This is a genomic window from Saccharothrix longispora (assembly GCF_030852425.1).
Taxonomy (GTDB): Bacteria; Actinomycetota; Actinomycetes; order Mycobacteriales; family Pseudonocardiaceae; genus Actinosynnema; species Actinosynnema longispora.
Window position 1 is genome coordinate 220200 of record NZ_NSDM01000001.1, and the last position, 20362, is coordinate 240561.

The window sequence follows — 20362 nt, forward strand, 5'->3', positions numbered from 1 at the left end:
GTGACCCCCTCACGCGTCGCGTTCGCCATCCTCGCACTTCTCACTCTCAGTGACATTCCGTCTGTCAAGCCGTTCGGAGTCGTGGGTCTGCTCCTGCTGTCCACCGTCCACATCGGCCTGTACGCCACGCACCCGTTCAAGCCCTGCCGCACCTGCAAGGGCAAGGGCAACCACCGTTCCCCGCTCGCACTGGCCTACCGCCCCTGCCGCCCCTGCGGCGGAAGCGGGATGCGGCTGCGCACCGGCCGTCGTCTCTGGAACACGTTCACCCGCGTCCGCCGCAGCCGCCGTGACAACGCCCGCAACGTCCAGCGCCCCGGCAACTGACCGCCACCGTTCGGAAGGGAGAGTCATGAGCTACCTACCGTCCGCCGCCTCGATGTTGCGGCACGCGTTGGACGCTGCGGCGAGCGGCTTCCACGTCTTCCCGCTGCGGCCCGGCACCAAGGTTCCCGCCCTGCACGGTGAGCGGCGCTGTCCCCGTACCGGACCGTGCACCAACGGCCACCTCGGGTGGGAGCAGCGTGCCACCACCGATCCGGCCGTGGTCGAACGCTGCTGGGCCACCGGTCCGTTCAACGTCGGGATCGCCACCGGCCCGTCCGGGCTGCTCGTGGTCGACCTCGACATGCCCAAGTCGTTGGCGTCTGTGCCGGACGAGGACGGCTGTAGCCGAGGGGGCGTCACCACCGGCCGCGACGTGCTCACCGACCTGTGCGCGGCCGGTGGGCACCCGGTGGCCGAGGTGTTCGACACCCGCTCGGTCATCACCGCCAAGGGCGGGGACCACCTCTACTACCGGGCGCCGGTCGGGGTCGAGCTGCGCAACACCGCCTCCGCCCTCGGGCCGATGGTCGACACCCGTGCGCACGGCGGCTACGTCGTCGGCCCCGGCTCGCAGACCCCGGACGGCCCCTACAGCGTCGGCGACGACCGCGCCCCTGCCGATCCGCCCACCTGGTTGGTCCAGGCCCTCACGCCCACGCCGCGTACGGCCCGTACAGCGCCCATCGTGAGCCGCACAGAGCGGCTACCGGGCTACGTGGCGGCTGCGGTGCGGGGTGAGCGGGACCGGGTCGCAGCGGCCCAACCAGGCCGCCACACCCACACCCTGTTCGTCGCCTCCGTCGCCCTCGGGCAACTCGTCGGCGGCGGACTGCTGCCTGCGGCTACAGCAGAGGCAGAGCTGCACACGGCGGCACTCCACATGATCACCGACCGATGCGGCTGCACCGAAAACGAAGTTCTCCGCACCATCGGCAACGGACTGCGCGCCGGAGCCACCCGACCCCGCAAGGCACCGGAGACCACCTCGGCACAGCGGGGTGCCGCATGAGTCGGCCGCGTCTGCTGGACCTGTTCTGCTGCGCCGGGGGCGCGTCCGCCGGCTACCACGCCGCCGGGTTCGACGTGACCGGCGTCGACATCCGCCCGCAGCCCTACTACCCGTTCCCCTTCGTCCAGGCCGACGCGCTCACAGTGGACCTGTCCGGCTACGACGTGATCGCAGCCTCCCCGCCCTGCCAGCGTTTCTCCACCGCCACCCCCGCCGACCGACGCCACGAACACCCCGACCTCGTCGAACCCATCCGGCGACGGCTGCGCGACGCGGTCGAACGCGGGGACGCGTGGGCCTACGTCATCGAGAACGTCCCCGGCGCACCACTGCACAACCCGGTCACCATCTGCGGCGACACCCTGCGGCTGGGAGTGCGACGGCACCGGCTGTTCGAGTCCAACCTGCCGCTCCACGGCACACCGTGCCACCACGACCGCAGCACCCCCGCCGTACCCGTCTACGGCTCCTACGGCCAACGCGGGAGACGAAACCCCGTCGACGGGGAACCGTCACCCGGCACCCCCACCGAGGTCGGACGGGCCGCCATGGGCATCGACTGGATGCCCTGGCCCAACCTCACCCAGGCCATCCCACCGGCCTACACGTTCTGGCTCGGAACCCAGCTCATCGGCCACGCCCGACACCTGGCCACACCCGTGACCAAAGCAACCAGGGCGCAAACGTCACGCGCCGACGCGGCGCACCGGTGGGAAGCGTCAGCCGGTGACGCTATCCCCGCGGCCGGTGACGCTTCCCCCGCGGGCACCGGTGACGGATCACCGCAACCCACCGGGACCGTGACCACCCGCGTCTGCCGCTGCGGCGCACCACTGGTCCGCCCCCTCACCGGCCGATGGCCCCGCCACTGCTCCCACGCCTGCCGACAAGCCGCCTACCGCGAACGCACGAAGGGACACGCCGCATGAGCACCCACAACGGCGCGGAAATCCTGGACCAGGTCCGGGCGTTCGTCGCGCGGTACAACGCCTTTCCCGACGAGCACTGCGCCCCCATGCTGGCCCTCTGGTACGCCCACACCTGGGCTGCCGAGCACTTCTACATCACGCCCCGGCTCATCCTGTCCAGCGCCGAACCCGGCTCGGGCAAGACCCGCGTCATGGAGGTGGCGCGGTTCCTGGTCAAGCAACCGGAGATGACGTTCTCCGCCACCCCGGCCGCGCTGTTCCGCATGGTCGGTGCGGGTCCCATCACCATCCTGTTCGACGAGATCGATGCCATTTTCGACACCAGGGGCGGTGGCAACGAAGACCTCCGGGCGCTGGTCAACGCCGGTTACAAGCGCTCCGCGACCGTAGCCCGCTGCAAGGGCGACGCCGGGAACATGGTGATCGAGCGGTTCCCCGTCTACGCCCCGGCCGCGCTGGCCGGAATCGCCGGACGGATGCCGGAGACCATCACCACCCGCGCCATCACCATCCACATGCGGCGACGCCGCGCCGAGGAGAAGGTGGAGCAGTTCCGCGAACGCCGGGTGGACCAGGAATCGACCCCCATCCGTGAGGCGCTGTCAGCGTGGATGGACGCGGTCGGTGCCGAGGTCGGCGCGGCCGTGCCGGAGATGCCGGACGGTGTCGCCGACCGCGCGGCCGAAATCTGGGAACCGCTGCTGGCCATCGCGGACGCGGCCGGTGCGCACTGGCCCGACACCGCCCGCGCCGCGTGCCTGCACTTCGTGAACGCCTCCCAGCAGGACCCGATCTCCGACCGGATTCGGCTGCTGGGTGATCTGCGGACCATCTTCCGGGAACGCGGCGTGGAGCGAATGAGCACCGTCGAAATCCTCGCCGTGCTGTGGAGCATGGAGGAAGCGCCGTGGGGTGATTACAACGGCAAGGCGCTCACCGCGCGCCAACTCGCGGCCGAACTGAGCCACTACAAGGTCAGGGTCACCGCCTACAAAAGCGGCGGGAAGACGTTCAAGGGCTACGTCATCGACGGGGAGAACGGGCTCGGTGACGCGTGGGCGCGCTACTTGCCCGTTGAGAACGAAGCTGAGGGGGTGGCCGTATGACTCGCCGGGAGTTGCTGACGGTGGCCGAGTTCTGCAAGGAGTTCAAGATTTCACGTTCGACGTTGTACGACTGGCTTGCCAAAGGGCTCGCACCGAAGTGTTCCAAGCTGCCGAACGGACAATTGCGGTTCGACCGCCGGGACATTGACGCGTGGTACGACGGCTGCGGGGTGGCTGCCTGATGGACACCTCGACCCGCGTGCGCATTTGGAAGATCGGCGCGCCGTACAAGGGCAAGCGCAAGACGACGTACAAGGTGCGGTGGACGGTGGCGGGCAAGCCGTTCAGCGAGCCGTGTTCCACCAAGGCCCTTGCGGACGCGTTCCGGTCCAAGCTGCTGAGCGCCACCACCGATGGCGTTCCGTTCGACACGGGTACCGGCTTGCCGGTCACGATGCTGCGGAAGGAGAGCGCGCCAAAGTCGTGGTACGACTTCGCGTGCTCCTACGTTGACCGGATGTGGCCCGAGTCGTCGCCCGGTCACCGCCGGACGATTGCGGACGCACTGATTCCCATCACGGTGGCCATGCTTTCCACGGATCGGGGACGGCCGAATGCGAAGGTTCTGCGCGCGGCACTGCGTACGGCGTTCAACACCCGGCACCGCGACGACAAGCACGCGCCCGACATTGCCGACGCGCTCACGTGGGCGGCTCGCAACACGCGGCCGGTGAGCGACCTGACCAGGCCGGATTTCCTGCGCGGTTTCCTGAACGCGGTGGAGACGAAGTTGGACGGGAAGCGGGTGGCCCAGGACACCGCCCGGTTGCGTCGCACCACGTTGGGCAGCGCGCTGGAGTACGCCATTGAGCAAGGGGTGTTGAGTGAGAACCCGCTGAAGTCGGTGAAGACGAAGAAGCGCAAGACGGTGACCAACGAGGTGGACCGCCGATCGGTGGCGAACCCGGTCCAGGCTCGGACGCTGCTGCTGGCGGTGAACGGAATTCAACGGAGCGGGCCGTCCCTGGTCGCGTTCTTCGCGCTGATGTACTTCGCTGCGCTGCGTCCCGAGGAAGCGGCGAACCTCCGGAAGCACAACCTGTCCCTCCCCGAACGCGGGTGGGGTGAGCTGCACTTGGAGTCGGCGGCACCGGAGGTGAGCGGCCGGTGGACCGACAGCGGTCAAGCACGGGAGGAACGCGCGCTCAAGCACCGGGAGGAAGGCACCGGGCGCGTGGTGCCGTGCTCCCCGGAACTGACCTCGATCCTGCACAACCACCTCACCGTGTTCGGCACGACCGCCGATGGTCGGCTGTTCCGGGCCGAGCGCGGCGGCAGGGTGGGCAGCTCGACCTACGGCCGGGTGTGGGCGCTGGCGCGGCAGGCCGTACTCACCCCCGAGGTGGCCGCCTCACCACTGGCACGACGCCCGTATGACTTGCGTCACGCCTGCGTCTCGACGTGGCTCAACGCAGGCGTAGAGGCCACACGGGTAGCCGAATGGGCCGGTCACAGCGTGGCCGTCCTGCTGCGGGTCTACGCGAAGTGCCTCGACGGAGGTGAGCAGAGCGCCCGTCAGCGCGTCCAAGCGGCTCTCGGAGGCGCGCCGAACTTGGACGCGCCCTGGACGTGACGGGCCGTAGACGGCCGTTCTGAGCCGTACGCAGCCGGACACAACGAGAAGACCCCCGTGACCTGTTCTCACAGGTCACGGGGGTCTTCTGGCTCGCGTGGCGGGTAGAGGATTCGAACCTCTGTAGCTTTCGCGACGGATTTACAGTCCGCTCCCATTGGCCGCTCGGGCAACCCGCCCCGCGCCCGGTCTCCCGGGTGCGGTGGAGACAATACATAAGTCCGTCCGGACCCGTGCAACCGGGATACCCGAGTAGGCTTCCGGGCGGTTCCAGACCCACCGACGCGGAGGTACCGGGCACGTGGCAGACCCGTCGTTCGACGTGGTGAGCAAGGTCGATCGCCAGGAGGTCGACAACGCGCTCAACCAGGCCGCCAAGGAGCTGAGCACGCGCTTCGACTTCCGGGGCACCGGGACGCAGGTCTCCTGGGCGGGCGAGGAGGCGATCACCTTCCAGTCCGAGACCGAGGAGCGGTGCCGCGCCGCCATCGACGTCTTCCAGGAGAAGCTCGTGAAGCGCGGCATCTCGTTGAAGGCGTTCGAGATCGGCGACCCCGCCATCTCCGGGAAGGTGTTCAAGGTCACGGGCACGCTCGTGCAGGGCATCTCCAGCGAGAAGGCCAAGGAGATCGCGAAGAAGGTCCGCGACGAGGCGCCCAAGGGCGTGCAGGCGCAGATCCAGGGCGACCAGCTCCGCATCTCCGGCAAGAAGAAGGACCACCTCCAGGACGTGATCGCCCTGCTGAAGGGGTCCGACTTCGGCATCGCCCTCCAGTTCACCAACTACCGGTGAAGGGCATCGTCCTCGCGGGTGGCAGCGGCACGCGGCTGCACCCGATCACGCAGGCCGTGTCCAAGCAGCTGCTGCCGGTCTACGACAAGCCGATGGTGTACTACCCGCTGTCGGTGCTGATGCTCGCGGGCGTGCGCGAGGTGCTGCTGATCTCGACGCCGGTCGACCTGCCGCTGTTCAAGCGGCTGCTGGGCGACGGCTCGCAGTTCGGCCTCGACATCTCCTACGCCGAGCAGGCCCACCCGAACGGGCTGGCCGAGGCGTTCGTCATCGGCGCGGACTTCGTCGGCGACGACGACGTGTCCCTCGTGCTGGGCGACAACATCTTCTACGGCCAGGGCTTCTCGAAGCTCCTCCAGAGCAACGCCGAGGAGTTGGACGGCTGCGTGCTGTTCGGCTACCCGGTGAAGGACGCCGAGCGGTACGGCGTAGGCGAGGTCGACGCGACCGGCAGGCTGATCTCCATCGAGGAGAAGCCCGCGCTGCCGAAGTCGAACAAAGCCATCACCGGCCTGTACTTCTACGACAACCAGGTCGTGGACATCGCGCGCGGCCTCAAGCCGTCGGCGCGCGGCGAGCTGGAGATCACCGACGTCAACCTGGCGTACCTGCGCGAGGGCCGGGCGAACCTGGTGGACCTCGGGCGCGGTTTCGCGTGGCTCGACACCGGCACGCACGACTCGATGCTGGAGGCGGGCCAGTTCGTGCAGGTGCTGGAGCACCGGCAGGGCGTGCGCATCGCGTGCCTGGAGGAGATCGCGCTGCGGATGGGCTTCATCACCGCGGACGAGTGCTACGCGCTCGGCGAGAAGCTCGCGCAGTCCGGCTACGGCCAGTACGTGATGAACGTGGCGCGGGAGGTGCGCCCGTAGGGCGTCGTCAGCGGCGTCGTCAGCGGCGTCGTCAGCGGCGTCGCGCCAGCTCCTCCAGCCGGCGCACCCGGTCCGCGATCGGCGGGTGGGTGGAGAACAGCCTGGCGAGGTTCTCCCCCGCCCGGAACGGGTTGGCGATCATCAGGTGCGACTGCGCGACGACGGCGGGCTCGGGTGCGAGCGGCGCGCCCCTGGTGCCGTCCTCGATCCTGCGCAGCGCCGAGGCCAGGGCCAGCGGGTCGCCGGTCAGCTCCGCGCCGGACCGGTCGGCCTGGTACTCCCGGGACCGGCTCACCGCCACCTTCACGATGCCCGCCGCGATCGGGCCGAGCAGCGCGATCAGCAGCACGGCGAACGGGTTGGCCCGGTCGTCGTCGTCACCGCCGAACGCGCTCGCGAACAGCGCCAGGTTGGCCAGCGCGCTGACCGCGCTCGCCAGCGCGCCCGCCACGCACGAGATCAGGATGTCGCGGTTGTAGACGTGCGACAGCTCGTGCCCGAGGACGGCGCGCAGCTCGCGCTCGTCGAGGAGTTCGAGGATGCCGGTCGTGCAGCACACGGCGGCGTTGCGCGGGTTGCGGCCGGTGGCGAACGCGTTGGGCGCGGCCGTGGGGCTCAGGTAGAGCCTGGGCATGGGCCGGCGGGCGGTCTGGGCCAGTTCGCGCACGATGCGGTACATCGCGGGCTGCTCCACCTCGGACACGGGGCGGGCCCGCATGGTGCGCAGCGCCAGCTTGTCGCAGTTGACGTACGCGTAGGCGTTGACGCCCAGCGCCAGCAGCAGGCCGATCACCAGGGCGGTCCGCCCGAACAACGAGCTGATCGCCACGATCAGGCCGCTCATGACGCCGAGGAGCAACGCGGTCTTCAAACCGTTGTAGTGCTTGTGCACGGTGCGTCGCCTCCGGCTGTTCTACGTCCTCCCCCTCAACGCGCCCGGCCGGCGCGGGGTTCCGGCACCGGGGCGTGCCGGTCGTGTGGCGGTGGTCTCCGGCGCGGGCTCGGCACCCCCGTCGAGCTGCGGCGGAGGCGGGACGTGCGACACCCAGGAGCCCAGCACGTCGCGCTCGTGGACGAGTTCGGCGACCGCGCCGTCACCCGTCGGCGTGCCGGTGCCGGGGTAGGAGAAGTCGGGTGCCCAGTGCAGCGCGTCGAACGGGCACGCCTCGACGCAGATGCCGCAGTAGAGGCACTGGCCGTAGTCGACGGCGAACCGGTCGAGCACGTTGCGGGCGCGCGGGCGGGACGAGCCGGGCACCTGCTCGACCTCGGTGTGCGAGTCGATGTGGATGCACCAGTCGGGGCACTCGCGGGCGCAGATCATGCACACCGTGCAGTTGGCCTCCAGCAGCGCGATGACGCCGCGGGTGCGCGGGGGCAGGGCGCTCGGGGGGCCGGCGGGAGGCGTGTCACCGGGAGGCGCGTCACCGGAGGGCGTGCCGTCAGCGGGCGTGTCACCGGGGGGCGTGTCACTCATCGGCGTTCTCCTCGTAGCGCGGGCCCCACGACGGGTCGGGCACGCCGGGTGGGGCCGCGCGGCGGCGGCTGGGCGCGGACGTGCCGTCCTCACCCGGTTCGAGCCGGCCGGGCCAGGGGCGGACCACGCGGGAGGCCAGCACGAAGTCCTTGCGCAGCGGGTGACCGGCGAACGAGTCGGGCAGCAGCAGGTGGGGGACGTCGTGGTCGAGGGCGAGGCCGAACATCTCGACCGCCTCGCGCTCGTGCCACGCCGCGCCCGCCCACAGCCCGGCGACGCTGGGCAGCTGCCGCCCGGCCTCGACCTCGGTGCGCAGCAGCAGGCCCTGCCTGGTGCCGGGGTGCAGGACGTGCAGCAGCACGGCGTGCCGCGCGCCGACCGCCCCGGGGCGTCCGGCGTCCTCGACGCCCAGCCAGTCGAACTGGGTGCAGCCGAGGTCGTCGCGCGCGTGGCGGGCGGCGGCGAGCCAGCCGTCCAGGGGCACGTGCGCGGTAGTCTGGCCGAACGCGGTCCTCACCTCCGCGCCGGGGACGCGGGCGGCCAGGTCCTGCGACGCGGCGCTCACGACACGAGCCGGTGCAGCGCGGCGAGGCCGTCGAGCAGCGCCTCGGGGCGGGGTGGGCAGCCGGGCACGGCGACGTGCACGGGCAGCACCTGGTCGATGCCCTTGGTGACGCTGTAGGAGTCCCAGTACGGGCCGCCGGTGTTGCTGCACGCGCCGACCGAGAGGACGTACTTCGGCTCGGGCATCTCGTCGTAGGTCGCGACGACCGCGGGCAGCATCACGTCGGTGACCGTGCCGGAGACGACGAGCACGTGCGCCTCGCCCGCCGCGTGCACCGGGTCGACGCCGAGCGCTTCGAGGTGCTCCGGGCGGTGGCCCTCCAGGGCGGCCATGACCTCGACGCCGCAGCACGCGAGGCCGAGGTCGAGCACGGTGACCCGGTAGGTCGTGCCCCAGTCCAAGGTGGAAACCGTCACGGTCCATGAGGTTAATACGTGGGGGCCCGCCGGGCTGCCGCCCGGCGGGCCCCCAACCCCCCAATACCCCCTGATTGCTCCCACGTGAACAAGCACCTGGTTGCGGCAGAAGTCTCTTACGGATCGCGCATAGCTGTCCAGGGATAAGACCAAGATCTTCGGATAATTTCAACACGAACTGCGGCCAAGTTCAGTACAACTAATCGGTAGAACACCCCGACCCGACCCGAGAGGCCCTGCATGTCGACCTCGGCCAAACTGCTCCTGCCCGCCGGCACCCGGCTCAGCAGACTCCTGCACACCTCGCCGCTGCTGCTCGACACCACGTTGGACCAGCTCAGGACCTTGATCGCGGTGTACGAGACGAAGTCCGCCCTGCGCGCGGCCCGGGTGCTCGGCCGGGAGCAGTCCAGCGTGCAGAAGCAGGTGGACACGCTCAACCGCAACTTCAAGTCGCTGTGCGGCGAGCCGCTGGTCGTCAAGCAGGGCCGCGGAAAAGACGTGCTGATCACACCCACCGGCGAGGCGCTGGTGGAATTGGCGCGGACCACGTTGACCGAGTGGCTCGATTCGATTCACGATTGCCGCCGCAAGCTGGGCACGACGCTGACCGTCGGCACGACCCGGTTCATGCTCGACCCGCTGGCCAAGGCGTGGCACCACGTGGCCGACGACTTCCGCCGGCGGGACGTCGAGCTGAAGGTCGTGCACATCCGCACGAAGGACATCTGGACGTCGCTGGAGTCCAAGGAGGTCGACATCGTGTGCGGGAGCGTGGTGACCCCCGCGGGCCGGCGGGGCGGGTTCGACGAGTTCGACGTCATCGAGTGGCGCAGGGGCGGGTTGGCGCTGCTCACGAACCTGCCGGAGCACCGGTTGCCGGATCGCGTCGGCACCGGGGAGTTGCCGAAGCTGCCGCTGGTCGTGCCCGGTGACGGCCTGATCGCGGAATTCCTGCGAGGCTGGTTCGGACCGGACTACCGGAACGAATTGGACATAGCGGCGGAAATCGACGAAATCCAGTACGGCATGTCGTTGCTGCGCTCGGGCCTCGTCGAGGGCTGCATGATCGTCACCTCGGGCCTCGGCGTGGTCGCCGCGAACGGCGACCTGCGCGAGGGGGCGGGGCTGCGCGTGGTCGAGCTGAAGAACGACCGGAAGCCGCAGCTGGAACGCCTGGTCGGGGTCTTCGCCCGCAAGGAGGAGCGGGCGAAGTTCCCGTCCGACCACCCGTTGAACCTGCTGTGGGCGGCGTTCCAGCGCGAGGTGGCCGACTAGCGGACCGCCGCGTCGACGTGCCCGGCGGGGGGCCGCCCGCGGCGGCGGGCTCAGCCGGCCTGCGGTGCGGCCCGGCGGCGCTTCGCCTGCCTGGCCAACCACTCGAGCCCGGAGAGCCGCTCGGGCACCTCCGACGTGCGCCGACGCGCGGGCTCCTCCTCGTGCTGCGGTTGGGGCGACGGGCGCTGGGCGTCGAGTTCGTTCATGGCGCGCTCCCTACCTTCGTCGACAGCGGGTGCCGTCGATCGGAACACCGCCGGGGGGTTGCGCGCCAGGGTGCTCAGCCCTCCGGGTGACGTTCGGCGGGACCGCGGTTCCCGGTGGTGTGGGCGACTCCGGCGGGGGCGCCGTAGCGCGCCGCGTAGTGGGTCGGGGTCTCGCCGAACATCGCGGTGAAGTCGCGGACGAAGTGGGGTTGGTCGGCGTAGCCGAGGTCCGCCGCCAGGGCCGCCCAGTCGATGCGCCCGCCCGCGGCCATGCGCTGGGTGACCTCGTGCAGGCGGTAGCGGCGGATCACCCACTTGGGTGTCACTCCGACGTGGTCCGCGAAGAGGCGCTGGAGGCTGCGGGCGGTGGTGCCGAGGTCGGCCGCCAGGACGTCGACGCGGGTGATGCGCGGGCTCGCGGCGATCAGGTCGACGACGTCGACCGCGTCGCGCGCCCTCGGGTCCGGTTCGGGCAGGGCGCGGCGCAGGGCGTCCTCGACACCCGGCACGTCGGGCTCCGCCGGCAGGTCGCGGAAGACCTCGGCCGCCGGGATCGTGCGGTCGGTGATCGACTGGACCGGGGCCCCGAGGAACGGCCGGAAGGCGCCGGGGCGGAACGCGACGCCGAACGTGCGGCCCGTGCCGTCGAGGTCCTTGAACACGTGGCCGCCGCACACCCCGTGCACCTCGGCGCGGCCCGCGTGGAAGCTGAGCTGGACGTTCGGGTAGGGCACGACCAGCTGCCGGTACGGCCGGTCGTAGGACCACTCGACGACCCAGTAGCGGGCGACGTGCGGAGCCAGGTCGGGCGAGGGCGCGTGGAACTCGTGGGTCTGGTGGTCCCGCCACGCCAGCTCGCGCTCGTCCCGTCGGTTCACGTCCCGCACCGGCCCCGCCCCACTCCCCACGAAGGCATGTCGCCTTTCTTCAAGACACCCGCCTTCGATCTTCCTAGGGTGGCGGCATGTCCCGTGAGCAGTTGATCAGCCGAGCCGTGGCGACCACCGTGGAGGTCGTGGACGGCATCGAGCCCGACCAGCTCGGCGCGCCGACCCCGTGCACCGAGTTCGACGTCCGCGCCCTGGTGAAGCACCTGATGCACTGGGCCCCGGTCCTGGAGGGGGCGGGCCGCAAGGAGCAGGTGGCCCCGCCGGCCGAGTCCGACACCGCGACCACCGACGACTGGGCGGCCGAGCTGACCGCCCAGCTGCGCGCCACCGCCGCGGCGTGGAGCACGCCGGAGTCGTGGGAGGGCGCCACGTACATGGGCGGCCCGAACACGATGCCCGCGGAGGTCGTCGGCGGCATCACGCTCGGCGAGCTGGTCGTCCACACCTGGGACCTGGCGCAGGCGACCGGCCAGACCCCGACGTGGGACGACGAGGTGCTGGAGCACGTCCACCGCCGCCTGGTCCCGACCGTCGAGATGGGGCGCGGCATGGGCATCTACGGTCCCGAGGTCCCGGTGCCCGACGACGCCCCGCTGCTGCACCGCATCCTCGGGCTCACCGGCCGCAAGCCCTGATCACGAGCCGCCCCGGTCACGCTGCGGCCCCGGAGACCTCCGCGGAGGTTCCGGGGCCGCCGACGCGGTCCGCTCAGCCGGCGGGCGGGTTCGGGTCGCGCTCGCGGGGGTAGGTGTTCTTCTCCCCGATCGTGCCGTCCTGCTTCTTGATGACGTGCTCGACGCCGCGCTCCTGCGCCATGCGGCGCCCCTCGGCCTGCGCCTCGGCCTTCGTGTCAGCCGTGCTGGAAGCCCGCTCGCCGCCCTCGATCTTGTTCTTCCACCGGCCGTCCTCGTAGTACGTCTCCACGTCGCCCTTGGCCACGCTCAGCACCTCCTCAAGGTTCACTCGATGGGGTGGTCATTTCGAGAGGTGCCTACACATCGCGCTTGCGGACGTGCGCACGTGGGAGCACGAGCGCTCCGCTGGACCGCTCGTGCGAACCACCGGAGCGTCGCCTGCCGACGAGGTCGGAACGGGATCAGTCCCGGAGTTCCATCGTGCAGCACTTCGGACCGCCGCCCGACTTGCGCAGCTCCGAGATGTCCACGAAGTGCGGCTCGAAGCCGCGCCGGGCGATCTGGTCGGCCAGGTGGGTCGCCTCCACCGGCAGGACGACGTTGCGGCCGTCCGAGACCGCGTTGAGGCCCAGGCACGCCGCGTCGGCCCCGGTCGCGATGACGGCGTCCGGGAACAGGCGGCGGAGGACCTGCCGGGTGCCGGGCGAGAAGGCGTCCGGGTAGTAGGCGACCAGGTCGTCCGCGAGGACGAACAGGGCCACGTCCAGGTGGTAGTAGCGCGGGTCCGTCAACCGGAGGGAGACGACCGGCACGCCGAGGACCTCCTGGGCCTCGGAGTGGGCCAGGGGGTCGGTGCGGAAGCCCGTGCCCGCCAGCAGGTACCTGCCCGTCCACGCGAAGTCGCCCTCGGCCTCGTTGGTGCGCTCGGGCATGACGACGGACCGGTAGCCGTTGGCCAGGAACCAGCGGCGGAAGTGGTCGGCTTCCGCGGCTCGCTGGGGTGCCCGGAAGCGGGAGCCCAGGACCCGGCCGTCGACGACGGTGCCCGAGTTGGCCGCGAACACCATGTCGGGCAGGCCGGGGACCGGCTCGATGGTCTCCACCCGGTGCCCCAGGCGCTCGTAGGTCTCCTTCAGGGCGGTCCACTGCTCCACCGCCAACGCCGTGCTGATGGGCCGCGTCGGGTCCATCCACGGGTTGATCGAGTACTCCACGGTGAAGTGCTCGGGCGGGCACATCAGGTACCGGCGGGTGGTCGGCACGCGCACCGGCGCGGCCGGCGTCGCCACGTCCAGCACGATCGGCTCATCGCCGGGGCCCACGAGGGAAACCGAGGTCATGGATCGAAATGTAGAGCGCCCTCCGACCATCGAACAACGCCGCGACATTGCGTCTTCCAGGGCAGAATGTTGCGTGTGGACTCGATCGACCAGCGAATCATTTCGTGCCTCATGGCCAACGCCCGCTCCAGCTACGCCGACATCGGCAAGGAGGTGGGCCTGTCGGCCCCCGCGGTGAAGCGGCGGGTGGACAAGCTGCTGGACACGGGCGTGCTGCGCGGCTTCACGGCGGTCGTCGACCCCGAGCAGCTCGGGTGGGGCACGGAGGCGTTCGTCGAGGTGCACTGCCGCGGCAACGTGGCGCCGCACGACATCCAGCAGCGGCTCGAACCGATGGCCGAGGTGCTGGCCGCCTACACGGTGTCCGGCGCGGCGGACGCGATCGTGCACCTGCGCGCGGCGAACATCCACCACCTGGAGACGGCGCTGGAGCGGCTGCGCGCCGTCGAGATCATCGACCGGACCGTGTCGACGGTCGTGCTGTCCCGCCTCCTCGACCGGCCACCCGCCCCTTGAGGCCCGGCCCCTAGAGTCGGCGGCATGGCCGAAGTCCTCCTGGAACGCGCCGACCGCGTGGCGATCGTCACCGTGCACGACCCCGACCGCCGCAACGCGCTCACGCTCGACCTGTCCGACCAGCTCGTCCGGGCGATCGAGGACTGCGAGCGGGACGACGGCGTGCACGCCGTGGTCGTCACCGGCGCTCCCCCGGCGTTCTGCGCCGGCGCGGACCTGACGGCGCTCGGCGAAGCCCGCGAGGAGGGCCTGCGCCGCATCTACGCGGGCTTCCTCGCCGTGGCGGGCTGCGCGCTGCCCACGATCGCGGCCGTCGGCGGTGCGGCGGTCGGCGCGGGACTCAACCTGGCGCTGGCCTGCGACGTGCGCCTGGTCGGCGCGCGCGCCAGGTTCGACGCGCGGTTCCTGCAACTGGGCATCCACCCGGGCGGCGGCATGACGTGGATGCTGCAACGGCTCGTCGGCCCGCAGACGGCGACCGCGATGACCCTCTTCGGCCAGGTCCTGGACGCGGACGCCGCGGTCGCGCGGGGTCTGGCGTGGGACCGGGCGGACGGGGGTCACGACGAGCTGGTCGCGTCGGCGGTCGAACTGGCCCGTGCGGCGGCCGACGCGCCGCGCGGGTTGGTCAGGACCATCAAGTCCTCCATGCGGACGACCGCCGTGCTGGACGAGCACGCGCAGGCCGTTGACACGGAGCTGACACCGCAGGCCGCCTCCATCGGGACCCCGGAGTTCCAGGCGAGACTGGCCGCGATGAGGGCCAGGATCAGCGGGCACTGACCCCACGCAGCGCGTATCAGTAGCTGCTAATTGGAGTAACACGTACCTCTGGACACCCTCCCGGTTGCTCAACCGCCCATGTGCGGCACGTGGTGAGACCGATCGTCCCGCACCGTGGTACGGCTGCAACCGGCCCGTCAGCGGCGACGGCTACCCTCGATGAGGGGGAGGGGCACCAGCCCCTAGCGGTGTGAGGAAAGGGATCGGCCCAGGACATGACTACCGACGTTGGTAACGGCGCCGCGCCAGGTGGTGCGGAGGTCCGCAAGCTCGACCGCGTGGTGATCCGGTTCGCCGGCGACTCCGGCGACGGCATGCAGCTGACGGGTGACCGGTTCACCTCCGAGGCCGCCGCGTTCGGCAACGACCTCGCCACCCTGCCCAACTTCCCGGCCGAGATCCGGGCGCCACAGGGCACCCTGCCCGGCGTGTCCAGCTTCCAGCTGCACTTCGCCGACTACGACATCCTCACCCCCGGCGACCGCCCCGACGTGCTCGTGGCGATGAACCCGGCGGCGCTCAAGGCGAACATCGACGACCTGCCCAAGGGCGGCACGCTGATCGTCAACACCGACGAGTTCTCCAAGCGCAACCTGGTGAAGGTCGGCTACGCCGCCAACCCGCTGGAAGACGGTTCGCTGGAGGCCTACCAGGTGCACAAGGTGGCCATGGCCACCCTGACCATCGGCGCCCTGGAGGAGACCGGCCTGGGCAAGAAGGACGCGGAGCGGGCGAAGAACATGTTCGCCCTGGGCCTGCTGTCCTGGATGTACCACCGGCCGACCGAGGGCACCGAGCGCTTCCTGCGCGAGAAGTTCGCCAAGAAGCCCGACATCGCCGAGGCCAACGTGCTGGCGTTCCGGGCGGGCTGGAACTACGGCGAGACCACCGAGTCGTTCGCGGTCACGTTCGAGGTGGCGCCGGCCAAGCTGGACGAGGGCACGTACCGGCAGATCACCGGCAACACCGCGCTCGCCTACGGCATCGTCGCCGCGGGTCAGCGGTCCGGCCTGCCCGTGGTGCTGGGCACGTACCCGATCACGCCCGCCTCGGACATCCTGCACGAGCTGTCCCGGCACAAGCAGTTCGGCATCACCACGCTCCAGGCCGAGGACGAGATCGCCGGCATCGGCGCGGCGCTCGGCGCCTCGTACGGCGGCGCGCTCGGCGTGACCAGCACGTCCGGTCCCGGCATCGCGCTCAAGTCCGAGACCATCGGCCTGGCCGTGATGACCGAGCTGCCCCTGATCGTCATCGACGTGCAGCGCGGCGGCCCGTCCACCGGCCTGCCGACCAAGACGGAGCAGGCCGACCTGCTCCAGGCGATGTTCGGCCGCAACGGCGAGTCGCCGGTGCCGGTCGTGGCGCCGCAGTCGCCCGCGGACTGCTTCGACGCCGCCCTGGAGGCCGCGCGGATCGCGCTGGTCTACCGGACGCCGGTGCTGCTGCTGTCCGACGGTGCCATCGCCAACGGCTCCGAGCCGTGGCTGATCCCGGACGTCGACGAGCTGCCCGACCTGACCGTGGCGTTCGCCACGGAGCCCAACGGCCCGGACGGCGAGTTCTGGCCGTACCTGCGCGACCCGGAGACGCTGGCCCGCCCGTGGGCGGTGCCCGGCACGCCGGGGCTCCAGCACCGGATCGGCGGGCTGGAGAAGGCCGACGGCACCGGCAACATCTCCTACGACCCGGTCAACCACGACCACATGGTGCGGCTGCGGCAGCGCAAGGTCGACGGCGTCGAGGTGCCGGACGTCCTGGTCGACGACCCGTCGGGCGAGGCGAAGGTGCTCGTCGTCGGCTGGGGTTCGACCTACGGCCCGATCGGCGCGGCGGCGCGGCGGGTGCGCAAGCTCGGCATGCCCGTGGCGCACGCGCACCTGCGGCACCTCAACCCGTTCCCGAAGAACCTGGGCGAGGTCCTGGCCCGGTACGAGAAGGTCGTCGTGCCGGAGATGAACCTGGGCCAGCTGGCGCTGCTGCTGCGCGCCAGGTACCTGGTCGACGCCATCAGCTACACCAAGGTCCAGGGCCTGCCGTTCAAGGCGGAGGAGCTCCAGGACGTGCTCGCCGACGTGATCAAGGGAGTGTCGTAAATGACTGCGACGGATCTGGGCCTCCCCGGGCTGGGCGGCCTCGCGGGCGTGCCCACCTCCGACCAACCGCAGAAGGCCAAGGAGTACAAGTCGGACCAGGAGGTCCGCTGGTGCCCCGGCTGCGGCGACTACGTGGTGCTCAACGCCGTGCAGTCCTTCCTGCCCACGCTGGGCCTCAAGCGCGAGAACATCGTGTTCGTGTCCGGGATCGGCTGCTCGTCGCGGTTCCCGTACTACATGAACACCTACGGCATGCACTCCATCCACGGGCGCGCGCCGGCCATCGCGACCGGTCTCGCGGTGGCGCGGCCGGACCTGTCGGTGTGGGTGGTGACCGGTGACGGCGACGCGCTGTCCATCGGCGGCAACCACCTGATCCACACCCTGCGCCGCAACGTGAACCTCAAGATCCTGCTGTTCAACAACCGGATCTACGGCCTGACCAAGGGCCAGTACTCGCCGACCTCCGAGGCCGGCAAGGTCACCAAGTCGACGCCGCTCGGGTCGCTGGACCACCCGTTCAACCCGGTGTCGCTGGCGCTGGGCGCGGAGGCCACGTTCGTCGGCCGCGCGGTCGACTCCGACCGGGTCGGGCTGACCGAGGTGCTGCGGCAGGCCGCCGAGCACCGCGGGTCGGCCCTGGTGGAGATCTACCAGAACTGCCCGATCTTCAACGACGGCGCGTTCGACGTGCTCAAGGACGCCGACGAGGCGTCCCGGCGGATCATCGACGTCGTCGACGGGCAGCCGATCACCTTCGGCAACGGCGAGTTCGCCGTGGTCCGCGAGGGCTTCGGGCTGGCCGTGGCCAAGACCTCCGAGGTGGCCCCCGAGGAGGTCGTGGTGCACGACGCGAGCGACCTGAACCTGGCGTTCGCGCTGTCCCGGCTGTCGACCCAGGACCTGCGGCACACCGTGACCGGCGTGTTCCGCAAGACGTCCCGCCCCACGTACGACGACGGGGCCCGCGAGCAGGTCGAGCAGGCCAAGGCCGCACAGGAGGCGGACCTGGCCGCGCTGCTGCGCGGCAAGGACACCTGGACCGTGCTGAGCTGACCGCCCGGACGGAGAAGACCCCTGTTCCGCCTCCCGGAACAGGGGTCTTCCGCGTGACGGGCCCCGTCAGGTCAGGACCGTCGGGGCAGAACCGTCAGGGCAGAACCGTCAGGGCGCCTGGTGGAAGCCCGCCTTCTCCGCGTCGGACGTGGTGCGGAACCAGACGTCGGCGCGGGTCTCGCGGAAGTTCGCCGAGTCGTTGGTGAAGTAGCGGCGGCCCGTCAGGGTCGCCTTCACCTGGAACTCGGGGGCCGGGGCCAGACCGTCGGACTTGGGCAGCACCGAACCGGGGCCGAACGGGGAGCGCGGGTTGAAGCCCTCCTCCTGGCCGCGGTACCGGGTGCTGCCGGCGCCCGCGGCGGGCCTGCCGCCGGTGCTCGGGCTGAACCCGACCGGGCGCGGGCGGACCGGGCGCGCCGACAGCGGGGTGGCCGGCTTGGGAGCGGAGAGCGGCGGCGGGGTGCGCCGCTCGCCCGACTGGCGGGTGGGGCGCTGCGGCAGGCCGTTGGGGCCGGCGGTCGGGCCGGCGGCCTGGGCCTGGCCCGTGGACGCCAGCAGCTCCGGCGCCAGCGTGGGCACGAACGGCTGGTCGCCGCCCGGCGTGGGCGGCGGGGTGGGACGGGCCGTCTCGGGCAGCTCGTCGTCGGTGACCAGCGGCTCGAACAGGCTGCGCGGCCGGGGGCCGTCGCCCTTCGGCGGGTCCATCGCGACGGACCTGGGCGTGGGGTCCGCGCTCCGGACCACCAGCGGTTCGCCCGAGTCGACGAACGTCGGCTCGAACGGCACGTCGGCCGAGGGCGCCGGCTTCGCGGGTGCCGGCTTGACCGGCTCCACCTCGTCCGCCTCGGTCCTCTCCGACGCGGGCGTGAACAGCCCCGACCGGGGTCGCACCGGCTCCGGTTCGGCCTGCTCCGCCTGCTCGGGCTCGCGGGGCTCGGCGGGCACCGGCTCGAAGGACCCGATGGCGGTCTGCTCGGCAGCGGGCCCGGCCGGCGACTGGACCGCGGGCCGCTCGGCGACGGGCCGCTCGGCGGGCGGCGGGTCGAAGACCGGCTGCTCGGCCGTGACCGGCTCGGCGGCGTGGCGATCAGCCGAGCGGCGGTCGGCGGCGTGGCGGTCGGCGGGGTGGCGGTCGGCGGGGTGGCGGTCGGCGGGGTCCTGGCCGGACGCGTGCCGGTCGCCACCCTGGAGGTCCGCGAAGAACCGCTCGTCGGCGGCCTGGTGCTCGGCGAGCGACCGGGGGCGGTCCACCCCGGCGTCGAGGGCGGCGTCGCGCGACCCCTCGTGCCCGTCCGTGGCCTCGGCCGGGATCTCGGGCAACGTCGTCGTGATCGGCTCCGGCGCCTCGGACCGACGCTCCCGACCGGTCTCGTCACCGACCCGCACCGACCTCATGACCTCGGTCCTCGGCCCGCGCTCCACCGATTCCCGCTCCTCGGGCTCCCGCTCGGCCGGCTCCTCGTCGGGCACGGTCACCGGCTGGAAGTGACCGGTCAGGTCGTGCTCGGGCCAGACCTGCTGCTCCTCGTCCTGATCGACGTCACCCCGGTGGACATGACCCCGGTCGACCTCGGCGATGGCCTCGGCCAGCGCGGTGGCCGGGATGAAGGCGGTCTCCTCGGCGGCCTTGCGCTCCGGCTCGTCCTCCTCCTCGCGCCCCTCGGCGACCTCGTCCTGGTAGACCTCCCGGACGGGTTCCTCGCGCCACACCTCGCGCGGCTGGAACGCCTGCACCTCCGGCGGCGCGGTCGGCTCCTCGCGGCGCGGCGCCACCTCGGCGACCGGCGCGGGCGGCACGGCCGGGAGGAGGTTGGTCTCCTCCACGGGCAGCTCCGGCTCGTCGGCGGGCTGCGGGCGCTCGGCCCGGGGGAACGGCTGGGGCACGACCCGCGTGGACGAAGGCGGGGGCGTCGGCTGCTGCCCGGGCTTCGGCTCCAGCGTCTCGTGCGTGTCGGTCTCGCTGTCGAGGCGGTCGAACAGGCTGCGCGGGCGCTCCTCCTCGAACTCCGGGAAGTCGTGCGACTCCTCGAAGTCGGACAGCGGCCGGTGCTCGTCGTCCAGCTCCTCCAGCAGCTCGTCGCGCTTGTCGAGCTTCATGGCGGACACGTCGTAGCGCGGCTCGTCGTGGGCGTACTCGACGGGCTCGGCCCGGTCGAACGCCGGGCGCTCGAAGCGCGTCGGCTCGGCGACCGGCTGCACGTCCGACAGCGACCGGGACGCCTCGACGTGCCAGCTGTCGAACTCGTCACGCGCGGCCTGGGGCGCGGTCGCCGGCGTCGGGCGCGGCGACGTGAGGAGGCGTTCCTCCAGGTCCTCCAGCTCCCGCTTGGCCGGGCGCACGAGGACGAGCCAGGTCAGTGCGGCACCTGCCACGAAGGACAGCAGGCTCCACAGCCACACCTGCCCGAAGAGCGAACCCACGGGAGACCCTCCCACTACTGCTGCTTGTCACACCCCGACACGCTTCGCTTCCGAGCCTTCACCCGGTTGGGGAA

The 20362-nt window shown here is 71.4% G+C and carries 23 protein-coding genes and 1 tRNA gene; 14 read left to right on the forward strand and 10 right to left on the reverse strand.

All coding sequences use genetic code 11. The features are described 5' to 3' along the window. Positions 1–81: 81 nt before the first annotated feature. From CKY47_RS01135 to CKY47_RS01160, 6 genes are read left to right on the forward strand one after another with little or no spacing between them, the layout of a single operon-like run. The gene (locus tag CKY47_RS01135) at positions 82–327 is read left to right on the forward strand and encodes a hypothetical protein (protein ID WP_306743686.1); all 246 of its coding nucleotides are present in this window, start codon (positions 82–84) and stop codon (positions 325–327) included. A gap of 25 nt (positions 328–352) precedes the next feature. Next, positions 353–1336 (forward strand): bifunctional DNA primase/polymerase, encoded by a 984-nt coding sequence (locus CKY47_RS01140; protein ID WP_306743687.1) that lies wholly within the window; start codon positions 353–355, stop codon positions 1334–1336. Further along, the gene (locus CKY47_RS01145) at positions 1333–2265 is read left to right on the forward strand and encodes a DNA cytosine methyltransferase (protein WP_306743688.1); all 933 of its coding nucleotides are present in this window, start codon (positions 1333–1335) and stop codon (positions 2263–2265) included. The genes CKY47_RS01140 and CKY47_RS01145 overlap by 4 nt, the downstream gene beginning before the upstream one ends. Continuing rightward, positions 2262–3371 (forward strand): DUF3631 domain-containing protein, encoded by a 1110-nt coding sequence (locus tag CKY47_RS01150; protein WP_306743689.1) that lies wholly within the window; start codon positions 2262–2264, stop codon positions 3369–3371. The genes CKY47_RS01145 and CKY47_RS01150 overlap by 4 nt, the downstream gene beginning before the upstream one ends. Then, the gene (locus CKY47_RS01155; RefSeq protein ID WP_306743690.1) at positions 3368–3553 is read left to right on the forward strand and encodes a helix-turn-helix transcriptional regulator; all 186 of its coding nucleotides are present in this window, start codon (positions 3368–3370) and stop codon (positions 3551–3553) included. The genes CKY47_RS01150 and CKY47_RS01155 overlap by 4 nt, the downstream gene beginning before the upstream one ends. Beyond that, positions 3553–4944 (forward strand): tyrosine-type recombinase/integrase, encoded by a 1392-nt coding sequence (locus CKY47_RS01160; protein ID WP_306743691.1) that lies wholly within the window; start codon positions 3553–3555, stop codon positions 4942–4944. Before CKY47_RS01155 ends, CKY47_RS01160 begins: the two co-directional genes overlap by 1 nt. Positions 4945–5042: 98 nt before the next feature. On the opposite strand, the gene CKY47_RS01165 is transcribed toward CKY47_RS01160, so the two are convergent. Then, positions 5043–5123, reverse strand: a tRNA-Tyr gene (locus CKY47_RS01165). Positions 5124–5245: 122 nt separating this feature from the next. On the opposite strand from CKY47_RS01165, the gene CKY47_RS01170 reads away from it, so the two are divergent. After that, positions 5246–5737 (forward strand): YajQ family cyclic di-GMP-binding protein, encoded by a 492-nt coding sequence (locus tag CKY47_RS01170; protein ID WP_306743692.1) that lies wholly within the window; start codon positions 5246–5248, stop codon positions 5735–5737. Beyond that, positions 5734–6609, forward strand: a complete 876-nt coding sequence (gene rfbA / locus CKY47_RS01175; RefSeq protein ID WP_306743693.1) for a glucose-1-phosphate thymidylyltransferase RfbA — start codon at positions 5734–5736, stop codon at positions 6607–6609. Before CKY47_RS01170 ends, rfbA begins: the two co-directional genes overlap by 4 nt. A gap of 31 nt (positions 6610–6640) precedes the next feature. On the opposite strand, the gene htpX is transcribed toward rfbA, so the two are convergent. From htpX to CKY47_RS01195, 4 genes are read right to left on the reverse strand one after another with little or no spacing between them, the layout of a single operon-like run. Next, the gene (htpX, locus tag CKY47_RS01180) at positions 6641–7501 is read right to left on the reverse strand and encodes a zinc metalloprotease HtpX (protein WP_306743694.1); all 861 of its coding nucleotides are present in this window, start codon (positions 7499–7501) and stop codon (positions 6641–6643) included. 21 nt (positions 7502–7522) lie between these two features. Beyond that, complete coding sequence (locus CKY47_RS01185) at positions 7523–8086, reverse strand: 4Fe-4S binding protein (protein WP_306743695.1); 564 nt, start codon at positions 8084–8086, stop codon at positions 7523–7525. Continuing rightward, positions 8079–8651 carry an NADH-quinone oxidoreductase subunit C gene (locus CKY47_RS01190; RefSeq protein ID WP_306743696.1) on the reverse strand — a complete coding sequence of 191 codons (573 nt, stop codon included), beginning with the start codon at positions 8649–8651 and terminating at the stop codon, positions 8079–8081. The genes CKY47_RS01185 and CKY47_RS01190 overlap by 8 nt, the downstream gene beginning before the upstream one ends. After that, positions 8648–9067 carry an NADH-quinone oxidoreductase subunit B gene (locus CKY47_RS01195; RefSeq protein WP_306743697.1) on the reverse strand — a complete coding sequence of 140 codons (420 nt, stop codon included), beginning with the start codon at positions 9065–9067 and terminating at the stop codon, positions 8648–8650. Before CKY47_RS01195 ends, CKY47_RS01190 begins: the two co-directional genes overlap by 4 nt. 240 nt (positions 9068–9307) lie before the next feature. On the opposite strand from CKY47_RS01195, the gene CKY47_RS01200 reads away from it, so the two are divergent. Further along, positions 9308–10345 (forward strand): LysR family transcriptional regulator, encoded by a 1038-nt coding sequence (locus tag CKY47_RS01200; RefSeq protein ID WP_306743698.1) that lies wholly within the window; start codon positions 9308–9310, stop codon positions 10343–10345. A 50-nt stretch (positions 10346–10395) separates the two neighbouring features. Here CKY47_RS01200 and CKY47_RS01205 read toward each other — a convergent pair whose 3' ends face one another. Then, the gene (locus CKY47_RS01205) at positions 10396–10551 is read right to left on the reverse strand and encodes a hypothetical protein (protein ID WP_306743699.1); all 156 of its coding nucleotides are present in this window, start codon (positions 10549–10551) and stop codon (positions 10396–10398) included. Between the two features lie 74 nt (positions 10552–10625). Beyond that, entirely contained in the window at positions 10626–11429 is an 804-nt protein-coding gene (locus CKY47_RS01210) for a helix-turn-helix domain-containing protein (protein ID WP_306743700.1), read from the reverse strand. Between the two features lie 86 nt (positions 11430–11515). Between CKY47_RS01210 and CKY47_RS01215 the strand changes: the two genes are divergently transcribed. Then, positions 11516–12076, forward strand: coding sequence for a TIGR03086 family metal-binding protein (locus CKY47_RS01215; protein WP_306743701.1), 561 nt, complete (start codon positions 11516–11518; stop codon positions 12074–12076). Between the two features lie 73 nt (positions 12077–12149). Here CKY47_RS01215 and CKY47_RS01220 read toward each other — a convergent pair whose 3' ends face one another. Both CKY47_RS01220 and ddaH read right to left on the reverse strand, forming a co-directional pair. Beyond that, positions 12150–12404: a DUF2188 domain-containing protein gene (locus CKY47_RS01220; RefSeq protein WP_306743702.1), complete on the reverse strand. Its 255-nt coding sequence runs from the start codon at positions 12402–12404 to the stop codon at positions 12150–12152. A 133-nt stretch (positions 12405–12537) separates the two neighbouring features. After that, entirely contained in the window at positions 12538–13416 is an 879-nt protein-coding gene (ddaH, locus tag CKY47_RS01225; protein WP_371320594.1) for a dimethylargininase, read from the reverse strand. Between the two features lie 75 nt (positions 13417–13491). Here ddaH and CKY47_RS01230 point away from each other — a divergent pair, with 75 nt between their 5' ends. From CKY47_RS01230 to CKY47_RS01245, 4 genes are all read left to right on the forward strand, one after another. Continuing rightward, on the forward strand, positions 13492–13932 hold the full coding sequence (locus CKY47_RS01230) for an Lrp/AsnC family transcriptional regulator (protein WP_015105339.1): 441 nt from the start codon (positions 13492–13494) through the stop codon (positions 13930–13932). Positions 13933–13956: 24 nt separating this feature from the next. Next, a complete protein-coding gene (locus CKY47_RS01235; protein WP_306743703.1) occupies positions 13957–14715 on the forward strand; it encodes an enoyl-CoA hydratase in 759 nt (252 codons plus the stop codon). Between the two features lie 215 nt (positions 14716–14930). After that, on the forward strand, positions 14931–16811 hold the full coding sequence (locus CKY47_RS01240) for a 2-oxoacid:acceptor oxidoreductase subunit alpha (protein ID WP_306743704.1): 1881 nt from the start codon (positions 14931–14933) through the stop codon (positions 16809–16811). Further along, a complete protein-coding gene (locus CKY47_RS01245; protein ID WP_306743705.1) occupies positions 16812–17867 on the forward strand; it encodes a 2-oxoacid:ferredoxin oxidoreductase subunit beta in 1056 nt (351 codons plus the stop codon). Between the two features lie 108 nt (positions 17868–17975). On the opposite strand, the gene CKY47_RS01250 is transcribed toward CKY47_RS01245, so the two are convergent. Further along, complete coding sequence (locus tag CKY47_RS01250) at positions 17976–20288, reverse strand: sunset domain-containing protein (protein ID WP_306743706.1); 2313 nt, start codon at positions 20286–20288, stop codon at positions 17976–17978. Positions 20289–20362 lie beyond the last annotated feature (74 nt).